The following is a 23,065-nucleotide window of genomic DNA, read 5'->3' on the forward strand; positions in this document are numbered from 1 at the left end:
TTTTAAGGTAAGACCCCAAGAAGACTACTTGGTTGATAGGCTCAAGGTGTAAGCGCAGTAATGTGTTCAGCTTATGAGTACTAATAGGTCGAGGACTTGACCAAATATGCTATGCAGTTTTGAAAGTACTATACCTTAATTAGAATTATATATATATTGTTTGATTTACATTTAAGAATTGACTTTCAAGCTTGCTTGAGGAAATTCGGAATGTAAAGCAAACAAAATATGTTAGACAAGTAAGATTATGTGGTTACTATAGCAAAGAGGATACACCTGTTCCCATTCCGAACACAGAAGTTAAGCTCTTTTGCGCCGATGGTACTTGGAGGGAAGCCTCCTGGGAGAGTAGGACGTAGCCAGATAAGTTTTCTATCACATAGAAATTTTCTAAAAATTTATGTATATAATCTTTGGATTGTGTACAGAATATGAATGTAGATTTAAATATTAAATTTACAAATCTCCCCCTAAAAAAGACTTCTAACCCCCCACAGAAGTCTTTTTTTTATGTCCAATTTTACATTGATGGATTTTCCGGTGTTAGTACAGGAATATTAAAGGGTATAAAGTATTGAATAAGTTGAATTTAATGTGTATAATTCATTATATAATGACTAGAACTTATGTTCGGGATTGAGGTGTATTTATGGAATTTAAGATAGAATCTAAGTTTAAACCTACTGGAGATCAGCCTAAGGCTATAGAGACGATAGTTAAAGGCATTAATAAAAATGAGAAATATTCTACTCTTTTGGGGGTTACTGGTTCTGGTAAGACGTTTACCATGGCAAATATAATACAGAAAGTTCAAAAGCCAACTCTTGTTATAGCTCATAACAAGACTCTTGCTGCACAGCTTTATAGTGAGTTTAAAGAGTTTTTTCCAAAGAATGCAGTTGAGTATTTTGTAAGTTACTATGATTATTATCAACCAGAAGCGTATGTAGTTCAAAGTGATACGTATATAGAAAAAGATGCTTCTATAAATGAAGAAATAGATAAATTAAGACACTCAGCTACTGCAGCAGTATTAGAGAGAAGAGATACTATAATAGTAGCTTCAGTTTCATGTATATATGGATTAGGAGATCCTAGTGATTATAAAGACTTATTAATATCATTAAGACCTGGAATGGAGAAAGATAGGGATGAAGTAATAAAAAAACTTATATCTATACAATATGAAAGAAATGATGTGAACTTTACTAGAGGTACATTTAGAGTTAGGGGAGATATATTAGAAATATTCCCAGCAAATACAGATGAAAGAGGAATAAGAGTAGAGTTTTTTGGAGACGAAATAGAAAGAATAACAGAGATAAATTATTTAACAGGAGAAATAATAGGAATTAGAAGCCATGTATCTATATTTCCAGCATCTCACTATGTAACTAGTAAAGAAAGGCTAGAAAAAGCAATAACGCTTATCGAGGATGAGCTAAAAGATAGGGTGAAAGAATTCAAAGATAAAGGCAAACTTCTAGAGGCTCAGAGAATAGAACAAAGAACAAAATACGATATAGAGATGTTAAGAGAAATTGGTTTCTGTCAGGGGATAGAGAATTACTCAAGACATATAACAGGAAGAAATGAAGGAGATAGACCATATACTCTGATGGATTTCTTTCCAGATGATTATTTAATTATAATAGATGAATCGCATGTTACTATACCACAAATAAGAGCTATGTATGGTGGAGATAGATCAAGAAAAGAATCCCTTATAGAAAATGGATTCAGACTTCCCTCGGCTTATGATAATAGGCCTCTTAATTTCGAAGAATTTGAGGGAATGATAAATCAAATACTATTTGTATCAGCAACTCCAGGAAAATACGAAATAGAAAAATCAACTGTAGTTGCAGAGCAGATAATAAGGCCTACTGGGTTGCTTGATCCTATTATAGACATAAGACCTATAAATGGTCAGATAGATGATTTACTTAACGAAATATATATAAGAGCAAATAAAAATGAAAGAGTGTTAGTTACAACCCTTACAAAAAAAATGGCAGAAGATTTAACAGATTATCTAAAGGGAGCTAATGTAAAGGTAAGATACCTACACTCAGATATAAGCACACTTGAAAGAATAGAAATAATAAGAGATTTAAGAGTAGGTAAATTTGATGTACTAGTTGGTATAAATCTTCTAAGAGAAGGACTTGATATACCTGAAGTTTCATTAGTTGCAATATTAGATGCTGATAAAGAAGGCTTCTTAAGGTCTGAAACATCTTTAATACAAACTATAGGAAGAGCAGCAAGAAATGAACATGGGAAGGTTATAATGTATGCTGATAAAATAACAGATTCTATGCAAAGAGCTATAAGTGAAACAAATAGGAGAAGAGAGATACAAAGTGAATATAATAGGGCTTACAACATAGTTCCAAGGACTATCAAAAAAGATATAAGAGATATAATTGAAGCAACAAAGGTTGCAGATGAAGAAACGAAGTACGGAATTAAGGAAGAATTTGATACAGATGATATAAAAATAGCTATAGAAAGATTGAGTGAAGAGATGATTTTAGCTGCAGAAAATCTTCAATTTGAAAGAGCAGCACAGCTTAGAGACAAAATAAATGAACTAAAAGAAAGGATAGAAGCTTAAAATGGAAAATAGGAATATAGTTGTTAGGGGAGCAAAAGAGCACAATCTAAAAAATATAGATATAACTCTTCCAAGGAATAAATTCATAGTATTTACAGGCCTTTCTGGTTCAGGAAAGTCATCATTAGCATTTGATACTATATATGCAGAAGGTCAAAGAAGATATGTTGAAAGTCTTTCAGCGTATGCAAGACAATTTTTAGGGCAAATGGAAAAACCAAATGTAGAATATATAGAAGGGTTATCCCCAGCAATATCTATAGATCAAAAAACAACATCAAAAAATCCAAGATCAACTGTGGGAACGGTAACAGAGATTTATGACTACCTAAGGTTACTATTTGCAAGAGTAGGAGAGCCACATTGTCCTGTATGTAATAAAAAGATAAGCCAAATGACAGTTGAGGAAATAGTGGATAAAATTATGAATTTTCCACAGAAAACAAAAATTCAGATACTTTCTCCTGTTGTTAGAGGGAAGAAAGGAAAGCACGAGAAGTTAATTGAGCATATAAAAAAAGAGGGATTTATAAGATTAAGGATAGATGGAGAAAGCTTTGAAATAGGAGATGAAATAGATCTTGATAAAAATAAAAAGCACAATATAGAAGTTGTTGTAGATAGAATAGTTATAAAAGATGGTATAGAGTCAAGATTAAGTGATTCTATAGAGACTGCTATAAAGCTTTCAGATGGATTAGTAATTGCAGATGTTATAGGTGATGAAGAAATATTATTTTCAACTAAGTTTGCATGTCCAGATCATGGAATTAGTATAGAGGAGCTATCTCCTAGGATGTTTTCATTTAATAGCCCATTTGGTGCATGCGATGCTTGTAATGGACTTGGAAGCATGAAGAAAGTTGATGAATCTTTAGTTATTCCAAATAAAGATTTATCTATAAAAGAGGGAGCTATTGCCCCTTGGTTTTCAGTTGGTGGAGCAGGTAGTGAGGATACTTATTACTTTAAGATGGTAGAAAGCCTAGCAAAGCAATATAATGTATCACTAGATACTCCTATTAAGGATCTACCAAAAGATTTTATTGATGAGCTTTTGTATGGAAACAGCAACACTTTAGTTAAATTTGAATATGAATCTAAATTTGGAGGATACAGAACTTATGAATCATACTTTGAGGGTGTTATAAATAATCTTCAAAGAAGATATAAAGAAACTAACTCTGATTATATGAGAGAAAAAATAGAAGAATTTATGATAGATAAATCTTGTTCTTCTTGTCATGGAGCTAGACTAAAAAAGGAAAGTTTATCAGTATTGATAAATGGAAAGAAAATATCACAAGTTACAGATATGTCTATTGATGAATTGATAAATTTTATAGAAAATATGCAGTTATCTCAAAGGCAACAGACTATAGCAAAAGAAATAATAAAAGAAATAAAAGAAAGAGCTGGTTTTTTAAAAAATGTTGGACTTGAGTATTTGACTTTATCTAGAACTGCAGGAACTTTATCTGGAGGAGAAGCTCAGAGAATTAGGCTAGCAACTCAAATAGGATCTGCACTAGTTGGAGTTTTGTATGTTCTTGATGAACCTAGTATAGGACTTCATCAAAGAGATAATGACAGACTTATAAAAACATTAAGACATTTGACTGATATAGGAAATACGCTTATTGTCGTTGAACATGATGAAGACACTATGTATGCATCAGATTATATAGTTGATATAGGTCCTGGAGCAGGAGTTCATGGTGGGCAAATCGTTGCACAGGGAACAGTAGAAGAAATAAAACAAAATCAAAACTCTATAACAGGTCAATATTTGAGTGGCAAAAAGAAAATAGAGGTTCCAACTGATAGAAGAAAGCCAAGTGATAAATATATAGAAATAATAAAAGCTAGCGAAAATAATTTAAAAGATGTAGATGTAAAAATACCAGTAGGAATATTTACATGTATAACTGGAGTTTCAGGATCAGGAAAAAGTTCCCTTATAAACGAAATACTATACAAGGGAATAGCATCAAAGATACAAGGGCTTAGAGAAAAACCAGGAGAGCATAAGGAGATAAAGGGGCTAGAGCATATAGATAAAGTTATAGATATAGATCAATCTCCAATAGGAAGAACTCCAAGATCAAACCCAGCAACATATACAGGAGTATTTGATATGATAAGAGATGTATTTTCTATAGTTCCAGAAGCTAAGGCTAGAGGATATAACAAGGGGAGATTTAGTTTTAACGTAAAGGGTGGAAGATGTGAAGCGTGTAAAGGTGATGGAATAATAAAAATAGAGATGCACTTTCTTCCAGATGTATATGTTCAGTGCGAAGTATGTAAAGGTAAAAGATACAATAGAGATACTCTTCAAATAACGTACAAAGGGAAAACAATATCTGATGTACTTGATATGAATGTTGAAGAAGCTCTAGAGTTCTTTGAAAATATACCTAAGATAAAAAGGAAGTTAGAAACACTAATGGACGTTGGACTTGGGTATATAAAGCTAGGACAACCTTCTACTCAGCTTTCGGGAGGAGAAGCACAAAGAATAAAATTAGCAACAGAGCTTAGTAAAAGGTCTACAGGAAAGACTATATATATTCTAGATGAGCCAACAACAGGTCTTCATATGGCAGATATAGATAAGCTTATAAAAGTAATTCAAAGACTAGCTGATAATGGAAATACAATTGTTGTGATTGAACACAATTTAGATGTGATAAAAACGTGTGATTATATTATAGATTTAGGTCCAGAAGGTGGGCATAAGGGTGGAGAAATAGTAGCTGTAGGAACTCCAGAGGAAGTCTGTCAAAATGAAAAGTCTCATACAGGGAGATTTCTCAAAAAATACTTGTAAGGCAGGATATCCTGCCTTATTTAAATTATAAACTGGAGGAGATATATGAAAACAAGAGAAATAACACTTATAGGGATAAGTGTATCACTAATGATAATAATAGGCTATGTATTTTATACAATGGCTAGTATAATTATTATTCCTGGTTCAAGATATGTTTTAATGGCTCCTTTGCTCGGGTTTATGTTTTGTATTCCACTATTTAATATAAGGAAAATAGGAACAATATCTTTGGTATCATTAGTCTTTGGACTTATTATGATGTTTATAAATATATTTATGAGTGTTGCAATAATATCATCAGGAATACTAACTGATACAGTTAGTTATATTTTATTTAGAAACTACAATAATAACAAAAGTATAATATGTACATCTGCATTTTATCCTTTATTTAGTCTTGTTACATCGTTTTGGGTTTCTAATTATATTACAGGAAATAAGGCGTATTTAATGATAAATAAATTGTATATTCTGATATCTGTAAGTATAATAACCTATATATTAGGACTGATTGGGTCATACTTTGGATACAAAGTAATGGTGAGAATAAATAAAAGGACTACGTAGTCCTTTTATTTTTATCATTACTATAGAAGTTTATTATATTTTGTATATAGCTTACGATTTTTTTCGTTGCTTCTTGTGGAGTATACTCAACCTGGTTATTTAAGATTCTAGAAAGAAGCCCCTGATAAACTAATAAAGTCATTTCATTAATCTCATCTATATCATCTTTTCTTACAAGGTTTTCATTTACGCAAGAATTTAAAGCTGCAATACATCTATCGTATATATTGTGTTTTAAAAGCATAGAAAGTACATCTTCAGATTGCTCCCCAAGTTCTTCAGGAAATATAGAATAATATTCACTTACTGCATCTTCTATTGAATGTGTGAATTTATCGAAGAAAATTCTATAGTAAATTTTAGGATTATTGAAAGAGTGATAGCAAAAACACTCCCATATTAAAATGTATTTATCTAGAGAATTTCTAGAGTTCTTAATGTAATTAGGAAGATCAAGGGCATAATCTTTCATATATTTCATACATGCAAAAAATATTAAATGATCAATATTTTCAAAGTAATTATAAAGCGTTGCACTATTGTACCCTGCAATATCAGCAACTTTTCTTATAGTAACAGCCTCTATTCCTTCTTCATCTATTATTTTAGTAGCAGCTTCTATAAAATAGCTCATCATTCGTCTTTTCTGAACCTGTTTTTTACTCATATAACTTCACCAACTTATAATAATTTTAGACAACCTTTAATATTATAACATATTACTTATCTCTGAAATTTAGACTAGTTATCAAAAAATATATATTCATATAAAAATAATCATGATTACATAATAAATACATTCATAAAATATTCACAATGATTATATAATTCTAATAACAATGGAAGAACATAATACAATTTTAGAATGTACTAAGGGGGTTTGGGAATGAGGTTAGAGATTGGAAATTTCTATGTTAAGGACATCATATTTGGAAATGAGACTTCTTATAGAGATGGCATATTGAGTATTAATAAAGAAGAGGCTCTGAAAATTGTTAAAGAAGATGAACATATTACATATGCAGATATAGTAATAGCAAAACCAGGAGATGAAGTGAGAATAGTTCCTGTTAAAGAAGCTATAGAACCAAGATATAGAGTGGGTGGGGGGCCAATATTTCCAGGTGTTACAGGAGATCTTATGCAGTGTGGAAATGGAAAAACACATGCACTAAAAGGTTGTAGTGTATTAGTAGTTGGAAAACATTGGGGTGGATTTCAAGATGGACTTATAGATATGAGTGGAGAAGGTGCTAAGTATACATTATTTTCATCACTTAAAAATATATGTCTTGTAGCTGATACTGATGAAGAGTTCGAAAGGTATGAACAGCAAAAGAAAAATCGTGCGTTAAGATGGGCCGGAATGAGACTTGCTGAATATATAGGGAATTGTGTTAAGGATTTAGAACCACATGAAACAGAAATATATGAGTTAGACCCGGTAACTAAGAGAAGTAAAGAAATTAATGATCTTCCAAACGTCGTATTTGTTATGCAACCACAGTCTCAAATGGAAGAGTTAGGATACAACGATTTGGTTTATGGGTGGGATTGCAATCGTATGCTCCCTACATTTATGCATCCAAATGAGGTTTTAGATGGTGCAATGATTTCAGGTTCTTTCATGCCGTGTTCATCGAAATGGTCAACATATGATTTTCAGAACTTTCCTATGATAAAAAGGCTATATCAAGAGCACGGTAAAACTATCAACTTTATTGGAGTTATAATGTCTAATCTAAATGTTGCACTTGAGCAGAAAGAAAGAGCTGCATTATTTGTCGCTCAGATGGCAAAATCTTTAGGAGCAGATGCAGCTGTAGTAGCAGAGGAGGGATATGGAAACCCAGATGCTGACTTTATAGCATGCATTGTTGCACTTGAAGATGCTGGAGTTAAAACTGTTGGATTGACAAATGAGTGCACAGGCAGAGATGGAGCTTCCCAACCACTTGTAACTTTAGATAGAAAAGCCAATGCAATAGTTTCTTGTGGTAATGTTTCAGAATTAATAAAGCTCCCTCCTATGAAAACTGTAATAGGTGAATTAAAATCATTAGCACGTGACGGTTTATCTGGTGGATGGGCAGATGATGAAATACTAGGGCCATCCGTTAAAGAAGATGGTTCAATAATTATGGAAAACAACTCTATGTTCTGTGGGGATAGAGTTGCAGGCTGGTCTACAAAAACGATGGTAGAATATTAAGGGGGGAGTATACATGAAAAAGGCTATTTTATATTTAAATCAGTTCTTTGGTCAAATTGGAGGGGAAGAATTAGCTGACCATGCCCCAGAGATAAGAGAAGGCCTTGTAGGACCTGCTATTGAACTAAACAAACAATTAGGAGATGATATACAGGTAACTCATACAATTATTTGTGGAGACAATTTTATGGGGTCAAGACAAGAGGAAGCAATCAATACTATATTAGGATTTTTAGAAGGAAAAGAATTTGATATATTCTTTGCAGGGCCAGCATTTAGAGCTGGAAGGTATGGTAGTGCATGTGGAAATATATGCAAAGCAGTTAAAGAAAAGTTTAATGTTCCGGTAATAAGTTCTATGAATGATGAAAACCCTGGAGTTGAAATGTTTAGAAAGGACGTATATATATTCAAAGGTGGAGCAAGTGCTGCAGCAATGAGGTCAGATATAAGAAAAATGGCACAATTCGGTAAGAAATTATTAAGAGGTGAAGATATTTTATCTGCAGAAGAAGAAGGATACTATAGCACAGGGTCAAGACATCAAAAGTGGTTAAACCCTGCTGTACCTGCTACTGATAGAGTTATAGATATGCTTTTAAAGAAAATACGTGGAGAAGCCTTCAAAACAGAACTTCCGATTCCAGAATCTGATCTAGTTCCAATTGCTCCAGCTATAAAGAATTTGGCTGACTGTAAAATAGCTCTTGCTACTACAGGTGGTATTGTACCAGTTGAAAACCCTGATAGAATTCAATCAGCCTCGGCTACTAGATGGGGTAAATACGACATAACTGGACTTGATAGTTTACAAGCAGGAGTTTATAAAACAATACATGCTGGATTTGACCCTGCAGCAGCTGATGCAAATCCAAATGTTATAGTTCCTCTTGATGTATTAAGAGTGTATGAAAGAGAAGGAAGAATAGGAAGTATTCATAACTTCTTCTATACAACAGTTGGAACAGGAACAACTCAAGGAGAAGCTGCAAGAATGGGTAAAGAGATGGTAGAAGATATGAAAGCTGCTGGAGTAGATGCAGTTATTCTCACATCTACATGAGGTACTTGTACACGTTGCGGTGCAACAATAGTAAAAGAGATAGAAAAATCTGGGATAACTATCGTTCAGATGGCTAATTTAATTCCTGTTGCAAAAACTGTTGGATCAAATAGAATGGTACCAACGATTTCTATACCATATCCATTAGGAGATCCTAGCACTTCTAAAGAAGAACAATGGAAACTTCGTTATCATAGAGTAGGAGTTGCACTAGAAGCTTTAGCTACAGAAATACAAGATCAGACTGTATTTAAAACTAAGATTTAAAGAAGTAGCTAAAGGGGTGAAGTATATGGGTATAAGGAAAAATAGTGTATTTAATATATCTTTATTTATAGTATTTTCAATAGTTATTTGGGGGATAATTCTACCAGATAACTTTGGGAATGCATGTAATGGACTTTTCAACTTTCTAGTAGATAAATTTGGGTGGATGTATTTGCTTGCTATGTTTTTTTTCGTAGTATTCTCAGTATTAGTATCATTTAGTAAATATGGAAATATAAAGTTAGGATCAGATGATTCAAAACCTGAATACAGCTATATTTCATGGTTTGCTATGCTATTTAGTGCTGGTATGGGAATAGGGCTTGTATTTTGGGGAGTAGCAGAGCCTTTATATCACTATCTAGGCCCTATAGGAGTAGACCCTGGAAGTAGCGAAGCTGCTAACTTTGCCATGAAAACATCATTTTTTCACTGGGGAATTCATCCATGGGCAAATTACAGTATAATAGGTTTAGCACTTGCTTACTTTCAATTTAGAAAGAATGCACCAGGGCTCATAAGCAGTATATTTATTCCAATACTTGGAGAAGAAGGAGTAAAAGGACCTATTGGGAAATTTATAGATATACTTGCGATATTTGCAACAGTAGCTGGTGTTGCAACTTCTCTTGGACTTGGAACACTTCAGATAAATAGTGGACTTAACTATCTTTTCAAGATTCCTATAAATACCATAGTACAAATATCTATCATAGCTATAGTAACAGTTTTATTTATGATATCAGCAGTTACAGGACTTGATAGAGGAATTAAGTGGCTTTCAAATGTAAACTTAAGTTTAGCTACTTTATTGATGATATTAGCTATAATCCTCGGTCCTACTGTTAAGATAATAAATTCATTTACAAATGGATTAGGTATGTATATAAATGATTTTGTAAGAGATAGCTTGAATATTGAAGCTTTTGGTGACAATAGCTGGATAGGTGGATGGAGAATTTTTTATTGGGCGTGGTGGATTGCATGGGCTCCATTTGTTGGAACATTTATTGCTCGTATATCAAAAGGTAGAACAATAAGAGAATTTATAACAGGGGTTACCCTTGTACCAGCACTTGGTTCGTTTTTGTGGTTTGCAACATTTGGAACACTAGGTATGAACCTTGGAACAGAAGTTGCTGCTATAGCAACAGAGGTTACTGAAACTGCATTCTTTGTTGTTATGAGTCATTATCCATTGGGAGGCTTAATTTCTTTTGTTGCAGTAATACTACTTTGTACATTCTTTGTAACATCAGCTGATTCAGCTACATTCGTTTTAGGAATGATGTCGACAGATGGTAATTTAAATCCATCAAATTCAAAGAAAATAATTTGGGGTATAATTCAGTCTTTACTAGCTTTAGCATTGATGTTAGCAGGTGGCCTTAAAACACTTCAGATTGGTTCTATAGCTGCAGCATTTCCATTTGCTATAGTAATGGTTGTAGCTTGTTTCTCACTATATAAAGCATTGAAAGAAGATAAAGGGTATATAAAATCTGAAGAAGAAAAAGTTTAAAAATTTATCCTCCCGATTGGGAGGATAAATTTTTTTTGAAACCAAATAATAAAAATATACGTTATATAAAATAGAAAGACTAAAGAGGTGAAAAAATGAAGGATCCTGAAATTTTAGAAATAGAATTTGACAAAATATATAATACTCTTTGGCCAAAGGTATATAAATTTATATATTTTAGAATAAGAAATGAAGAAGAAGCAAAGGAACTAACACAAGAAGTATTTAAGAGATTATATATACAGATGGAGAAAGATATCAATGACCAAAAGTACACAAAATCATATATATTCACAGCAGCAAAGCATATTGTGTATGATTTGTGGAGAAGAAAAGGTAACAAAAGTGAAGAAAGCTTAGAAGAACTAAACCAAAGTGGATTTGACATTGAAGGTAAAAAAGACATGATAGACGAAAGACTTATTTTAAAACAAGCTCTAAACAAGCTATCAAAAGATGAGCAGGATGTAATAAATTTGAGGATATTGATAGGATATTCAGTAGAAGAAACATCGAAAATACTAAATAAGCCATGTGGAAGTATAAAAAGTCTACAATATAGAGCTCTTCAAAAGTTAAGAAAAGACTTGTCAAAAGGAGGATTACTAAATGGAAAATAACAAAGAAGAAATTATATCATCATTAATTGATGATATGAATGATGGAAAAAATCCTAAAATAACTGATGAAATGGATGAAGAAATGAAGGAGATTATAAGCACTATAAAGTTAATCAAAAGATTTAAAAGTAGTAAAAAAGTAGTAGAATTAAGAAGAAAAAGGGTAAATACTACACTTAAAGTTGCATCTATATTGATATTCTTTATACTTAGTATAAGTATTTTATCCCCTTTACTAAATAAAGGGAATAATGATATAGTATATGCAATGAGTAAAGCTTACGAAGAAGTACAAAGTTACTTTGGAATCATAGAAATCACATCTCAAAGAAATGGAGAAATTGAATCAAGAGAAAAAATAACAGTAAGTTACAAAAAGCCTGATATGTATCATGCAGTTCATGAAATAGAAAATTATACTATAACTCAGATAAGTGATGGAGAAAAACTATATAGTATAAGTGGAAATAATGTAACCATAGAATATACAAATCCAAATAAGGAACTATGGAGATATCACATAGAAAGCACTATAAGAGATATGGAAAGTGCTATAGATATACAAAAGATAGGAAATGAAAAAGTTGCAGGAAGAGAGGCTCACGTATATAAATTTAGATATTCAAAATCTGAACCTTTCAACAAAATATATATAGATAAAAAAAGTAATATGCCGCTTAGAAGAGAAATAAATACAAATGAAAATGTTAGTGTTATAAACACATTTGTAAAATTAGAAATAAATAAACAAATTAACGATTCTTTATTCACTTATAATATCAAAAGTGATGATGTGGTAACATACCTGAATAAAAAGATAACTAAAGAAGATGTAGAGAAAAGAATTGGAAATATTGATATACTTTTAAGTCAGATTCCGGATAACTTTACACTCAATACAATAGTTGAGCTTGAAGATGCACATTTATACGATTATTTATTTAGCCTAAAAGGTAAAAATTCAGATTTTGTTGATATATATTTATCTTTATCTCCAAATAATGAAATAAATTTCGGTGGAGAAAAAATAAAGTTAGATGATAAATATATATATATAAGTGAAGATGTAGTAAATTTATTTAAGGTATATATAGGAAAGAGTAATGTACTAAGATATACAGATAATAATGTAGATATACTTGCTGTTACAAATTTAAGCAAACAAAAGATAATAGATATTTTTCAAAAAATTAATTACTAAGGAGTGATAGTATGAAATTTAAGATTTTAGCTTTAATTATGACAATGTTTGTATTCTTAACTGGATGTGCTGCTACCGATACAGGTGCAAATGTAATAGTAGACGAAAATATAACTGAAGAGACTAATGAAGTCGAAGAAAAAGAGGATACTGAAAAGAAAAGTGATACAGAGATAAAAGAGGAGTACAAAGAAGCCATCGGTATATATTTTGGAATTGAGAGAAATAAAGCACATATAAATGTACTAGATGTAGAAACTGATTTTAACAACTTTACAATTGAATCTTCAATAAAAGAAAAGCTAGAAAAAATGAAAAGTCATAGACTACTATCTTTAGAATTCAGAGCTAAAGATGGATTATTAAAAGAAGTAAAAGAAATAGAAAGTGCTAAGATAAGAGCTACATTCAATGGAATGGCTGATAATAATTTTGGAGAATTTAATGTTAATGGATATGTAAATGTATTTCAAATAAGTGAAGAATTAAAAGAGAAATTCCACTCGATGGAAACTGGAAAAGAAGTTATGATAACTATAGTTCCAAGCGAAACTGAAGGAGCTAACTTGATAGTTATACAATTACATTAGTAGACCTGCCGATTAATTCGGCAGGTTTTTTATATTTTAAAATACATATAAATTAGCTATAATAGTTTTTAAGGAGCTGAAGAATATGTTTGATATAAAAGATAGGCTTAAAACTCTGCCAGACTTACCTGGTGTTTATCTTATGAAAGATAAAGATAACAAAGTTATCTATGTAGGAAAAGCAGTATCTTTAAAAAATAGAGTAAGACAATACTTTCAATCATCTAAAAATCATTCACAAAAAGTTGTATCTATGGTTAGTAATATACAAGAATTTGAATATATAATTACAGATTCAGAATTAGAAGCACTGATACTTGAGTGCAATCTAATAAAAAAATATAGACCAAAGTACAATGTATTACTTAGAGATGATAAGACTTATCCATATATAAAAGTTACATTGAATGAAAAATATCCAAGGGTATTGAAAGTAAGAAAGATAGAAAAGGACAAGGCTAAATATTTTGGGCCATATACTAATATAACTGCTGTAAATGATACACTAGATGTAATAAGAGAGCTATATCCTGTAAGGACATGCTCTATAGACATAGAAAGGGCTATACAAAGAAATCAAAGACCTTGCTTAAATTTTCATATAAAGAAATGCTTAGGCCCGTGTACTGGAAATATAGATGATGAAAAATACAATAAAATGATAAGTGATATAGTTACATTTCTATCTGGAAAAGGACAGAATCTTATAACTAACTTAAAAGAGGAAATGAAAGAAGCATCATTAAATCTTGAGTTTGAAAAAGCGGCAAGTATTAGGGATAGAATAAAGAGCTTAGAAGAAATACTTGAAAAGCAAAAGGTTACATCTACTGATAATTTACTAGATCAAGATGTAATAGGCATGGCTAAAGCACACGATGAGGCATGTATACAAGTATTTTTTGTGAGAGATGGAAAAGTAGTAGGAAGGGAGCATTATATATTCGATAATATAATGAATTCTGATAGAAAAGAAATTTTATCGTCATTTATAAAACAGTTTTATTCATCAGACATATTTATTCCAAGAGAGATAATAATAGAAGATGAAATAGAAGATATTGATATAATAATTGACTGGCTTACATCAAAGAAAGGTCAGAAAGTGAGTATAAAATCTCCTAAAAGGGGAGATAAAAAAGAGCTTGTGGAAATGGTAAGAAAAAATGCACTAGAATACTTAGAAAAATTTAGCAACGCAAAGAAAGTGAGTCTAGAAAAAACAGTAGGCTCTTTAGAGAAACTCAAGGACTTATTAGAGCTTGATAAGCTTCCAAATAGAATAGAAGCATTCGATATATCTAATATCCAAGGAGTAGATTCTGTTGGATCTATGGTAGTTATAACAAATGGAAAGAAGGATAAAAAAGAGTATAGAAGATTTAAGATAAAAAGTGTTACAGGACCAAATGATTATGCATCTATGCAGGAGATTGTGTATAGAAGATTTAAAAACCAAAATCACCCAGATCTTATACTTTTAGATGGAGGAAAAGGACACGTATCAGCAGTGAGTAAAGTACTAAGTGAGCTTAATATAGATATTCCTTTATGGGGAATGTATAAAGATAATAAGCATAAAACAAAAGGGCTTGTATCTTTAGATAAAGAAATAGAACTAGATAAATCGTCTAACCTTTATAAGTTTATAGCTTCTATACAAGAAGAAGTTCATGATTTTGCAATAAAGTACCACAGATCTTTAAGAGATAAAAATATAAAAAAATCTATACTAGACGATATACCTAATGTAGGAGCTAAAAGAAAGCAAAACTTAATTATGCACTTTAAAAGTATAGATAATATAAAAAATGCATCTTTAGAAGAACTAGAAAGTGTTGAAGGTATGAACAAAAGTGCTGCAAATAGTGTATATGAATTCTTTAGAAAGAAGGGATAATTTTGAAAAAAGTTTATGTAAGAGATATAGTTAGAGATTTGAATTTAGATGTAGTATATATGCCAGATAAAGTTGATTATACTATTAGGTCATCTGATATAAATAGACCAGGGCTTCAGCTTGCAGGATATTTTGGAGACTTTTCATATGATAGGATTCAAATTATAGGAAGAGGAGAATATAATTATTTTGAACACTTAGATAAGGAAACTAGATCACAAAGGCTTGATAAGATGTTTTCTTATGAAATTCCAGCACTTATAGCAACTAGAGGACTTAAGGTTAATGAAGATACTATAAATTCTGCAAAGAAATATGAAAGAATAATTTTAGCTACAAGTATGAATACAACTAGATTTATAAACAAAGTTTCTAACTACCTGAATGAAAAACTAGCTCCAACTAAAACTATGCATGGAGTATTAGTAGATGTAGATGGCATAGGGATACTTATAATAGGAGAAAGTGGGGTTGGAAAGTCCGAAACTGCTCTAGAGCTAGTTAAAAGAGGACATAGATTGGTAGCTGATGATGCTGTTGAAATAAGAAGAATAGATGAAGATTTGTTACTAGCTCAGGCTCCCGAGACAATAAGACATTTAATAGAAATTAGAGGAGTAGGAATATTAGATATAAAAAGTCTTTACGGGGTTGGTGCAGTTAAATTATCTAAGAATGTAGATATGGTTATAGAACTTCAAATATGGGAAGAAGGAAAATATTATGATAGACTAGGAATAGACGAACAACATATGTCTATACTAGATGTTCCTGTTGAACATCTAGTTATACCTGTAAGACCTGGAAGAAATATAGCTATGATAATTGAAGTTGCTGCAAAAAATCACAGACAAAAAGCTATGGGATACAATGCAGCTAAAGACTTTAATGATAGATTAATGAAAAAACTAGAAGAAAAATAATTTGGAGGGGATATTATGTATTACATAGGAATAGATCTTGGGGGAACAGGAATAAAAGGTGGTATTGTAAGTGAAAATGGAGATATAATTCTTAAAAAAGAAACAAAAACTCCAGTAGAAAAAGGATATGAAGGAGTTATACAAAGTATAATTAATTTGATACATGAACTTGTTAGTGAGAAAAATATTGATACAAAAGATATTAAGTCTATAGGAGTAGGAATACCTGGAGTTGCTAACAAAGAAGGAATGGTATATTATGCTCACAACTTGTTTTGGAAGGATGTGCCATTAGGAGAAATGCTAAGACAAGAATTTAAAGGCATTCCTGTTTATGTAGAAAATGATGCAACTGTTGCCTGTGTTGCAGAATATGTGTGTGGAGCTATGAAAAATAAAGAAAATGGGGTAATGCTAACACTAGGAACAGGAGTAGGCGGAGGAATAATAATAAATGGAAAAGTTTTTAGTGGAAGTAATGGACTAGGATCTGAAATAGGACACATGGTAGTTGGTGAAAACTTTTATAATTGCAACTGTGGAAATAATGGGTGCCTTGAAACATTTTCATCTGCAACTGCAATAATAAAGTATGCTAAGAAATTAATAGAAGATGAAAATAAAGATACATTGATAATGGAAAAAGTACAAAATGATATAAATAAAATAGATGCAAAAGTCATAATAGATTCTGCAAAAGAAGGAGACTATATAGGAAATAAAGCTGTAGATAGACTTGTAAAATACTTAGCTATAGGAATTACAAACATAATGAATATCATAGATCCAGATGTTATATGCATAGGTGGAGGCTTGTCTAAAAGTGGGGATTTCCTATTAAACAAGATAAATAAAGAGATTGAAAAATATTTACTTTTCAAAGATTTGAAATACGGTCAGATAGTTATAGCAACACTTGGAAATGATGCTGGTATTATAGGAAGTGCAATGCTAGGAAAATAAATATAATAAAGGCTCAAATATCGAGCCTTTATTTTTTTATAATGAATAGTAAATTATAAACTTTTTGAATTGTGGATAATTTATAATTTCCGTTATGAATTTCAAAAAAGTCTATCTTTAAGATCTTTCAAAGAAAGACTCTTTTATAATAACTTCACTACCAATAGGAACTAAGTTATATAAGATATTTACATTACTATTATGCATACGTATACAACCATTAGATACAGCTTTTCCAATAGAACTAGGATTATTAGTTCCATGAATTCCATAACCATTAAAAAATCTCATCCATCTGCTTCCAAAAGGTCCTCCAGGATTTCTAACCTTCTCAAGTATTTTGAAATTTCCAGTCGGAGTAGGAGTAGAAGCTTTTCCGATAGCTATAGGATAAGAAGAATGAATACTGTCATTTATATAAAGATATAATCTTTTGTCAAGCAAACTAATTAATATCTTCGCTCGGCTCATTTAGCATCACTCCAAAATTATATATTTATTATAGGATATGTAATTATTATAAATACTGAACAAATAAATAAAAAAAATACTGTAAAATCACAAATTAATTATTTTTTTATATATTGATATTAAATTAATACTAAGGCTAAATTATGGACATAATAAGAAGTTATATATATTCATCAGTGATGAATAAATAGTTAATATAATAACACTGCAGTGATTTGAAATTTGAGAAAATTGTGAGAAAAAAGTCGAAAAACATAGGGTTATATGTATAAAAATACAAACGTATACTACTTCATAAAAAATACATTTTAAATTCGAAATATTCAAAAAAATAACAATCTGCATGGTAAATATATACTCTATCAGGGGGGGTAAAGATGTGTGAAGATTTAAGAAAAGAGATTGAAATTACAATGAATCTAAGGGATTTTTGCCAGATTTGTAAAGACCAAGAAGAGTGCAGAGAGAACCTAAAGAAATGTAAAGCAGTACAATTTACAGAATTTATGATCAATAAAATAATTGCAGATAAAATAAATAATATGGTATAATTAGCGTGTCGAAGAAAATAAAATAAGGATATAAGGAATTCTTATCCTTATTTTATTTTTATATATACATGTTAAAAAAATGACTTGCAGGGATGAAAAAAAGGTGTGAGGAGGATTAGGATGGCGAGAGACGTTTTTACGAAGGAAAATTTTGATAAGCTTGAAAAGGTTATCCTGGAAAACAAAGGGAAACAAGGGGCATTAATGCCAGTACTTACAGAAGCTCAAAGAATATTCGGATGTGTTTCTATGGAAGTTCAAAAGAAAATATCTGAAGGGCTTAATATACCATTAGCTGAAATTTATGGTGTTGCAACGTTCTATTCTCAATTTTCTTTAGAACCAAAAGGAGAGTACGTAATAGGAGTATGTCTTGGAACAGCTTGTTATGTTAAAGGTGCTCAAGAGATCATTGATAAAATAGCTAAGAAGATAGATGTTGAAATAGGAAAAACATCTGCAGATGGAAAGTTTACTTTAGTTGGAACAAGATGTATAGGTGCTTGCGGACTTGCTCCAGTATTAACTGTAAATGAAGATGTTTATGGAAAACTTGTAGTTTCTGATGTAGATGGAATAGTAGAAAAATATCTTTAAAAACTAGGAATAAATTTGGGAGAACCACGTAAGGAGGGTATACAATGGCTTACAAAAATGAAGTATTAGTTTGTGGAGGTACAGGTTGTATTTCGTCAAGCTCTTTAAAGATACTTGATAAGATGGAAAACTTACTTGCTGAAAAAGGCATGAAAGATGATGTAAAACTTATAAAGACTGGATGTTTCGGACTTTGTGCAGCAGGTCCTATAGTTATAGTGTATCCAGAAGGAGCTTTCTACAGCCAAGTTCAACTTGAAGATGTAGAAAAAATAGTTGATGAGCATATCGTAGGTGGAAAAGTAGTTAAGGAATTATTATACAAAGAAGCTTTAACTGAAGATGGAGAAATGAAGCCGTTTGAAGAAGTTCCTTTCTACAAAAAGCAAGAGAGGGTTGCACTTAGAAACTGTGGTGCTATAGGTGCAGAGAGCATAGAAGATTATTTAGCTAGAGATGGATACAAAGCTTTAGAAAAAGTTCTAAAAGAAATGAGCCAAGAAGAAGTTATAGATGTAGTTAAAAGATCAGGACTTCGTGGTCGTGGTGGTGGAGGATTCCCAACAGGACTTAAGTGGGAGTTTACTTACAAAGCTCAAGACGACCAAAAATACGTTGCATGTAATGCTGACGAGGGAGACCCAGGTGCATTCATGGATAGATCTATCCTTGAGGGAGATCCACATGCTTTAGTTGAGGCTATGGCTATAGCTGGATATGCAGTAGGAGCTAACATGGGATACGTATACGTTAGAGCTGAGTATCCAACAGCTGTTGAAAGACTTCAAATAGCGATAGATACTGCTAGAGAAAAAGGAATATTAGGAAAAGATATATTTGGAACTGGATTCGAATTTGATATGGAAATAAGACTTGGTGCTGGAGCATTCGTTTGTGGAGAAGAAACAGCTCTAATAAACTCTATAGAAGGTAGAAGAGGAATGCCAAGACCAAGACCACCATTCCCAGCTGTTAAGGGTATATGGAACAAACCAACACTTCTTAACAACGTTGAAACTTATGCCAACATTCCAAGAATAATATTAAATGGACCAGAGTGGTTTGCTGCAATGGGAACTGAAAAATCTAAAGGAACTAAAGTATTTGCTTTAGGTGGAAAAGTAAACAATGTAGGTCTTGTTGAAATACCTATGGGAACTACTTTAAGAGAAATAATATTTGAAGTAGGTGGAGGAATACCAAACGGTAAGAAATTCAAAGCAGTTCAAACAGGTGGACCATCTGGTGGATGCTTAACTGAAGAATACCTTGATACTCAAATAGACTACGATACATTAACAGCTCTTGGATCTATGATGGGTTCAGGTGGTATGGTAGTAATGGATGAAGACAACTGTATGGTTGATATAGCTAAGTTCTTCTTAGACTTCACTGTTGAGGAATCATGTGGTAAATGTCCACCATGTAGAATAGGTACTAAGAGAATGCTTGAAATACTTGATAGAATAACAGAAGGTCACGGAGAATTAGAAGACCTAAATAGACTTGAAAAGTTAGCAAACAGCATAAAATCAGCTGCACTTTGCGGACTAGGTCAAACTGCTCCAAACCCAGTATTATCAACTTTAAATCACTTTAGAGCAGAATACGAAGCACACGTAGTAGATAAAAAATGTCCATCAGGAGTATGTCAAGAATTACTACAATTCTCAATACTTGAAGATAAATGTAAGGGATGTACTTTATGTGTTAAAGCTTGTCCAGTTAATGCTATAAGCGGAGAAAGAAAGGCATTACACAGCATAGATACTAATGCTTGCGTTAAGTGTGGAGCTTGTATAGAGAAATGTCCATTCAAGGCAATAATTAAAAAGTAATAAGGAAAGAGGTGTATATGATGGAAAAAGTTAATTTAACCATAGATAATGTTAGCGTTTCTGTTCCTAAAAACTATACTATACTAGATGCAGCTAGAGAAATAGGAATAGATATACCTACTCTTTGCTACTTAAAAGAGACAAATGAGATTGGTGCTTGTAGAATGTGTTTAGTTGAAATAGAAGGAGCTAGAAATCTTCAAGCTTCTTGCGTTCACCCAGTTGGAGAAGGAATGGTAATAAAAACTAACACTAAGAAAGTAAGAGAAACAAGAAGAGACAACCTAGAGCTTATATTATCTAATCACAATAGAGATTGTTTAGCTTGCTTTAGAAACGGAAACTGTGAACTTCAAACTTTATCTGAAGACTTAAACGTAAGCAAAGTTGAGTTTGAGGGAACAAACCCAGTAAAACCTGTAGATGATAAATCACACTCTATAGTTAGAGATCCAAATAAATGCGTACTTTGCGGAAGATGTGTAGCTGTATGTCAAAAAACTCAAGGAATCAGCGTTTTAGATTTCACTAAGAGAGGATTTGAGACAGAAGTTGCTCCAGCTTTTGATAGAAGTATGGCAGATGCTCCATGTATATACTGTGGACAATGTATAACAGTATGTCCAGTTGCTGCACTTAGAGAAAAGAGCGATATAGAAAGAGTTTGGGATGCTTTAGAAGATCCTACTAAGCATGTAGTAGTTCAAACTGCTCCTGCTGTAAGAGCTGCTCTTGGTGAAGAGTTCGGAATGGAAATAGGAACAAGAGTTACAGGAAAAATGGTAACTGCTCTTAAGAGATTAGGATTCAAAAAAGTATTCGATACTAACTTTGCAGCTGACCTTACTATAATGGAAGAAGGAACGGAGCTTTTAGACAGAATACAAAACGGTGGAAAACTTCCAATGATAACTTCATGTTCTCCAGGATGGGTTAGATACTGTGAATTCTACTATCCAGAATTATTAGAGAACTTATCAACTTGTAAGTCACCTCAACAAATGATGGGAGCTGTGCTTAAGTCATACTACCCACAAATGAACAACTTAGATCCTAAGAGTGTATTTGTAGTTTCTGTAATGCCATGTACTTCTAAGAAAACAGAATCTGCTAGAGAAGAAATGCAAGCAGATGGAATTAGAGATGTAGATGCAGTATTAACTACAAGAGAACTTGCTAAGATGATAAAAGAAGCTAGAATAGAGTTTAATAAATTAGAGGATTCAACATTCGATGAGTTCTTCGGAGACTACACTGGTGCTGGAGTAATATTCGGAGCAACAGGTGGAGTTATGGAAGCTGCTATAAGAACTGTAGCTGACATATTAACAGGAGAAGACTTAGAAGAAATAAACTACACTGCTGTAAGAGGAATTGACAACTTAAAAGAAGCTACTGTAAACCTTGGTGGAAAAGAAATAAAAGTAGCAGTAGTTCACGGAACTAAATCTGCTTCTGAACTTCTTGAACTTGTTAAAGCAGGAAAAGCAGACTACCACTTCATAGAAGTTATGGGATGTTCTGGTGGATGTGTAACGGGTGGAGGACAACCGCAAGTTCCATCTAAAGTAAGAGATACAGTAGATTTAAGAGTAGAAAGAGCTAAAGCTTTATATGAAGAAGATGCTTTAATGACAGTTAGAAAATCTCATAAGAACGAATCAGTACAAAGATTATATGCTGAGTTCTTAGGAAAACCAAACGGACACAAATCTCATGAATTACTTCACACTCACTATACAAAGAGAGAAATATATCCATTAGATAAAAAAGAAGAAAATAAAGTATTAGAAGCTGCAGTAACTGAAGCTTAATAATTAGAAAAGGGCAAGGCTTCTTGCCCTTTTCATTACATATATTTATTCCAAAAGATTTTGGAATAAATATATGTAATGAAAAATAATATTAATTAAATCTAACTGATGGATTGTATTCATTAGGAGGATAATAAAAATTCTGATTGCAAGGATATTATTCTGAGCAAAAGGTGAGAGGGTGATATTGTAAAATTTATAAACTTTCCTACCTTTAGGAAAGTTTTTTGTTTTTTGACTTTACTTTGGGAAGGTGAAAATCATGAACAAAAGAATTGGAGTAGTAGCTATAATAGTTGAAAATAAGGAAAGTGTAGAGAAAGTAAATAAATTATTAAGCGAGTTTGCTGATAGTATAGTTGGAAGAATGGGTATACCTTATAAAGAAAAAGACGTAAGCGTAATATCTATAATAGTTGATGGAACTAATGATGAGATAGGAGCATTAACAGGAAGATTAGGAAGATTAGATGGGGTTAGTGTTAAAAGTGCTTTGACTCAAAAATAAGG

The 23,065-nt window shown here is 32.0% G+C and carries 19 protein-coding genes and 2 rRNA genes; 19 read left to right on the forward strand and 2 right to left on the reverse strand.

Annotated features, from left to right (window positions below; genetic code table 11):
- The 5 genes from CLOTH_RS10820 to CLOTH_RS08770 form a co-directional block, all read left to right on the forward strand.
- Positions 1-104 (forward strand): 23S ribosomal RNA (locus CLOTH_RS10820); the annotation flags it as partial.
- A gap of 144 nt (positions 105-248) precedes the next feature.
- A 5S ribosomal RNA gene (rrf, locus tag CLOTH_RS08755) occupies positions 249-365 on the forward strand.
- A 284-nt stretch (positions 366-649) separates the two neighbouring features.
- Positions 650-2,620 carry an excinuclease ABC subunit UvrB gene (uvrB, locus tag CLOTH_RS08760; RefSeq protein ID WP_079413198.1) on the forward strand — a complete coding sequence of 657 codons (1,971 nt, stop codon included), beginning with the start codon at positions 650-652 and terminating at the stop codon, positions 2,618-2,620.
- Position 2,621: 1 nt separating this feature from the next.
- The gene (gene uvrA, locus CLOTH_RS08765) at positions 2,622-5,453 is read left to right on the forward strand and encodes an excinuclease ABC subunit UvrA (RefSeq protein ID WP_079413200.1); all 2,832 of its coding nucleotides are present in this window, start codon (positions 2,622-2,624) and stop codon (positions 5,451-5,453) included.
- Positions 5,454-5,498: 45 nt separating this feature from the next.
- Positions 5,499-6,023 (forward strand): hypothetical protein, encoded by a 525-nt coding sequence (locus CLOTH_RS08770; protein WP_079413202.1) that lies wholly within the window; start codon positions 5,499-5,501, stop codon positions 6,021-6,023.
- Here the strand turns inward: CLOTH_RS08770 and CLOTH_RS08775 are convergent.
- Positions 6,016-6,690, reverse strand: coding sequence for a TetR family transcriptional regulator (locus tag CLOTH_RS08775; RefSeq protein ID WP_079413204.1), 675 nt, complete (start codon positions 6,688-6,690; stop codon positions 6,016-6,018). The two genes, CLOTH_RS08770 and CLOTH_RS08775, sit on opposite strands and share 8 nt — an antisense overlap.
- 219 nt (positions 6,691-6,909) lie before the next feature.
- On the opposite strand from CLOTH_RS08775, the gene CLOTH_RS08780 reads away from it, so the two are divergent.
- The 9 genes from CLOTH_RS08780 to CLOTH_RS08820 all read left to right on the forward strand — a co-directional run bounded on the left by CLOTH_RS08780 (position 6,910) and on the right by CLOTH_RS08820 (position 17,284).
- The gene (locus tag CLOTH_RS08780) at positions 6,910-8,235 is read left to right on the forward strand and encodes a glycine/sarcosine/betaine reductase component B subunit (RefSeq protein WP_079413206.1); all 1,326 of its coding nucleotides are present in this window, start codon (positions 6,910-6,912) and stop codon (positions 8,233-8,235) included.
- A gap of 13 nt (positions 8,236-8,248) precedes the next feature.
- Complete coding sequence (grdH, locus tag CLOTH_RS08785) at positions 8,249-9,565, forward strand: betaine reductase selenoprotein B (RefSeq protein ID WP_079413208.1); 1,317 nt, start codon at positions 8,249-8,251, stop codon at positions 9,563-9,565.
- A 25-nt stretch (positions 9,566-9,590) separates the two neighbouring features.
- A complete protein-coding gene (locus CLOTH_RS08790) occupies positions 9,591-11,087 on the forward strand; it encodes a glycine betaine uptake BCCT transporter (RefSeq protein WP_079413210.1) in 1,497 nt (498 codons plus the stop codon).
- A gap of 95 nt (positions 11,088-11,182) precedes the next feature.
- Positions 11,183-11,707: an RNA polymerase sigma factor gene (locus CLOTH_RS08795; protein WP_079413212.1), complete on the forward strand. Its 525-nt coding sequence runs from the start codon at positions 11,183-11,185 to the stop codon at positions 11,705-11,707.
- Positions 11,697-12,908: a LolA family protein gene (locus CLOTH_RS08800; protein WP_079413214.1), complete on the forward strand. Its 1,212-nt coding sequence runs from the start codon at positions 11,697-11,699 to the stop codon at positions 12,906-12,908. The genes CLOTH_RS08795 and CLOTH_RS08800 overlap by 11 nt, the downstream gene beginning before the upstream one ends.
- A gap of 11 nt (positions 12,909-12,919) precedes the next feature.
- Positions 12,920-13,498, forward strand: coding sequence for a hypothetical protein (locus tag CLOTH_RS08805; protein WP_079413216.1), 579 nt, complete (start codon positions 12,920-12,922; stop codon positions 13,496-13,498).
- Between the two features lie 85 nt (positions 13,499-13,583).
- On the forward strand, positions 13,584-15,398 hold the full coding sequence (uvrC, locus tag CLOTH_RS08810; RefSeq protein WP_079413218.1) for an excinuclease ABC subunit UvrC: 1,815 nt from the start codon (positions 13,584-13,586) through the stop codon (positions 15,396-15,398).
- A gap of 2 nt (positions 15,399-15,400) precedes the next feature.
- Positions 15,401-16,321 carry an HPr(Ser) kinase/phosphatase gene (hprK, locus tag CLOTH_RS08815; RefSeq protein WP_079413220.1) on the forward strand — a complete coding sequence of 307 codons (921 nt, stop codon included), beginning with the start codon at positions 15,401-15,403 and terminating at the stop codon, positions 16,319-16,321.
- Positions 16,322-16,336: 15 nt separating this feature from the next.
- The gene (locus tag CLOTH_RS08820; protein ID WP_079413222.1) at positions 16,337-17,284 is read left to right on the forward strand and encodes an ROK family protein; all 948 of its coding nucleotides are present in this window, start codon (positions 16,337-16,339) and stop codon (positions 17,282-17,284) included.
- A gap of 117 nt (positions 17,285-17,401) precedes the next feature.
- Here the strand turns inward: CLOTH_RS08820 and CLOTH_RS08825 are convergent, their stop codons facing one another.
- Positions 17,402-17,755 (reverse strand): L,D-transpeptidase, encoded by a 354-nt coding sequence (locus CLOTH_RS08825; RefSeq protein ID WP_079413224.1) that lies wholly within the window; start codon positions 17,753-17,755, stop codon positions 17,402-17,404.
- A 377-nt stretch (positions 17,756-18,132) separates the two neighbouring features.
- Between CLOTH_RS08825 and CLOTH_RS10630 the strand changes: the two genes are divergently transcribed.
- From CLOTH_RS10630 to CLOTH_RS08845, 5 genes are all read left to right on the forward strand, one after another.
- Positions 18,133-18,306 (forward strand): hypothetical protein, encoded by a 174-nt coding sequence (locus CLOTH_RS10630; protein WP_158080498.1) that lies wholly within the window; start codon positions 18,133-18,135, stop codon positions 18,304-18,306.
- A 120-nt stretch (positions 18,307-18,426) separates the two neighbouring features.
- On the forward strand, positions 18,427-18,903 hold the full coding sequence (locus tag CLOTH_RS08830; RefSeq protein ID WP_079413226.1) for an NADH-quinone oxidoreductase subunit NuoE family protein: 477 nt from the start codon (positions 18,427-18,429) through the stop codon (positions 18,901-18,903).
- A gap of 44 nt (positions 18,904-18,947) precedes the next feature.
- Positions 18,948-20,741 carry an NADH-quinone oxidoreductase subunit NuoF gene (gene nuoF / locus CLOTH_RS08835; RefSeq protein WP_079413228.1) on the forward strand — a complete coding sequence of 598 codons (1,794 nt, stop codon included), beginning with the start codon at positions 18,948-18,950 and terminating at the stop codon, positions 20,739-20,741.
- A gap of 20 nt (positions 20,742-20,761) precedes the next feature.
- Positions 20,762-22,555: an NADH-dependent [FeFe] hydrogenase, group A6 gene (locus CLOTH_RS08840; RefSeq protein WP_079413230.1), complete on the forward strand. Its 1,794-nt coding sequence runs from the start codon at positions 20,762-20,764 to the stop codon at positions 22,553-22,555.
- A gap of 262 nt (positions 22,556-22,817) precedes the next feature.
- Positions 22,818-23,063 (forward strand): TM1266 family iron-only hydrogenase system putative regulator, encoded by a 246-nt coding sequence (locus CLOTH_RS08845; protein WP_079413232.1) that lies wholly within the window; start codon positions 22,818-22,820, stop codon positions 23,061-23,063.
- Positions 23,064-23,065 lie beyond the last annotated feature (2 nt).

Source organism: Alkalithermobacter paradoxus (assembly GCA_002029295.1).
GTDB lineage: Bacteria > Bacillota > Clostridia > Peptostreptococcales > Peptostreptococcaceae > Alkalithermobacter > Alkalithermobacter paradoxus.

Coding starts and splice junctions, on each gene's coding strand:
- uvrA (WP_079413200.1), top strand. CDS start 2,622: ATGGAAAATAGGAATATAGTTGTTAGGGGAGCAAAAGAGCACAATCTA.
- CLOTH_RS08830 (WP_079413226.1), top strand. CDS start 18,427: ATGGCGAGAGACGTTTTTACGAAGGAAAATTTTGATAAGCTTGAAAAG.
- CLOTH_RS10630 (WP_158080498.1), top strand. CDS start 18,133: ATGTGTGAAGATTTAAGAAAAGAGATTGAAATTACAATGAATCTAAGG.
- CLOTH_RS08840 (WP_079413230.1), top strand. CDS start 20,762: ATGGAAAAAGTTAATTTAACCATAGATAATGTTAGCGTTTCTGTTCCT.
- CLOTH_RS08820 (WP_079413222.1), top strand. CDS start 16,337: ATGTATTACATAGGAATAGATCTTGGGGGAACAGGAATAAAAGGTGGT.
- CLOTH_RS08775 (WP_079413204.1), bottom strand. CDS start 6,690: ATGAGTAAAAAACAGGTTCAGAAAAGACGAATGATGAGCTATTTTATA.
- CLOTH_RS08780 (WP_079413206.1), top strand. CDS start 6,910: ATGAGGTTAGAGATTGGAAATTTCTATGTTAAGGACATCATATTTGGA.
- CLOTH_RS08770 (WP_079413202.1), top strand. CDS start 5,499: ATGAAAACAAGAGAAATAACACTTATAGGGATAAGTGTATCACTAATG.
- uvrB (WP_079413198.1), top strand. CDS start 650: ATGGAATTTAAGATAGAATCTAAGTTTAAACCTACTGGAGATCAGCCT.
- CLOTH_RS08805 (WP_079413216.1), top strand. CDS start 12,920: ATGAAATTTAAGATTTTAGCTTTAATTATGACAATGTTTGTATTCTTA.
- uvrC (WP_079413218.1), top strand. CDS start 13,584: ATGTTTGATATAAAAGATAGGCTTAAAACTCTGCCAGACTTACCTGGT.
- nuoF (WP_079413228.1), top strand. CDS start 18,948: ATGGCTTACAAAAATGAAGTATTAGTTTGTGGAGGTACAGGTTGTATT.
- CLOTH_RS08795 (WP_079413212.1), top strand. CDS start 11,183: ATGAAGGATCCTGAAATTTTAGAAATAGAATTTGACAAAATATATAAT.
- CLOTH_RS08790 (WP_079413210.1), top strand. CDS start 9,591: ATGGGTATAAGGAAAAATAGTGTATTTAATATATCTTTATTTATAGTA.
- CLOTH_RS08825 (WP_079413224.1), bottom strand. CDS start 17,755: ATGAGCCGAGCGAAGATATTAATTAGTTTGCTTGACAAAAGATTATAT.
- CLOTH_RS08800 (WP_079413214.1), top strand. CDS start 11,697: ATGGAAAATAACAAAGAAGAAATTATATCATCATTAATTGATGATATG.
- CLOTH_RS08845 (WP_079413232.1), top strand. CDS start 22,818: ATGAACAAAAGAATTGGAGTAGTAGCTATAATAGTTGAAAATAAGGAA.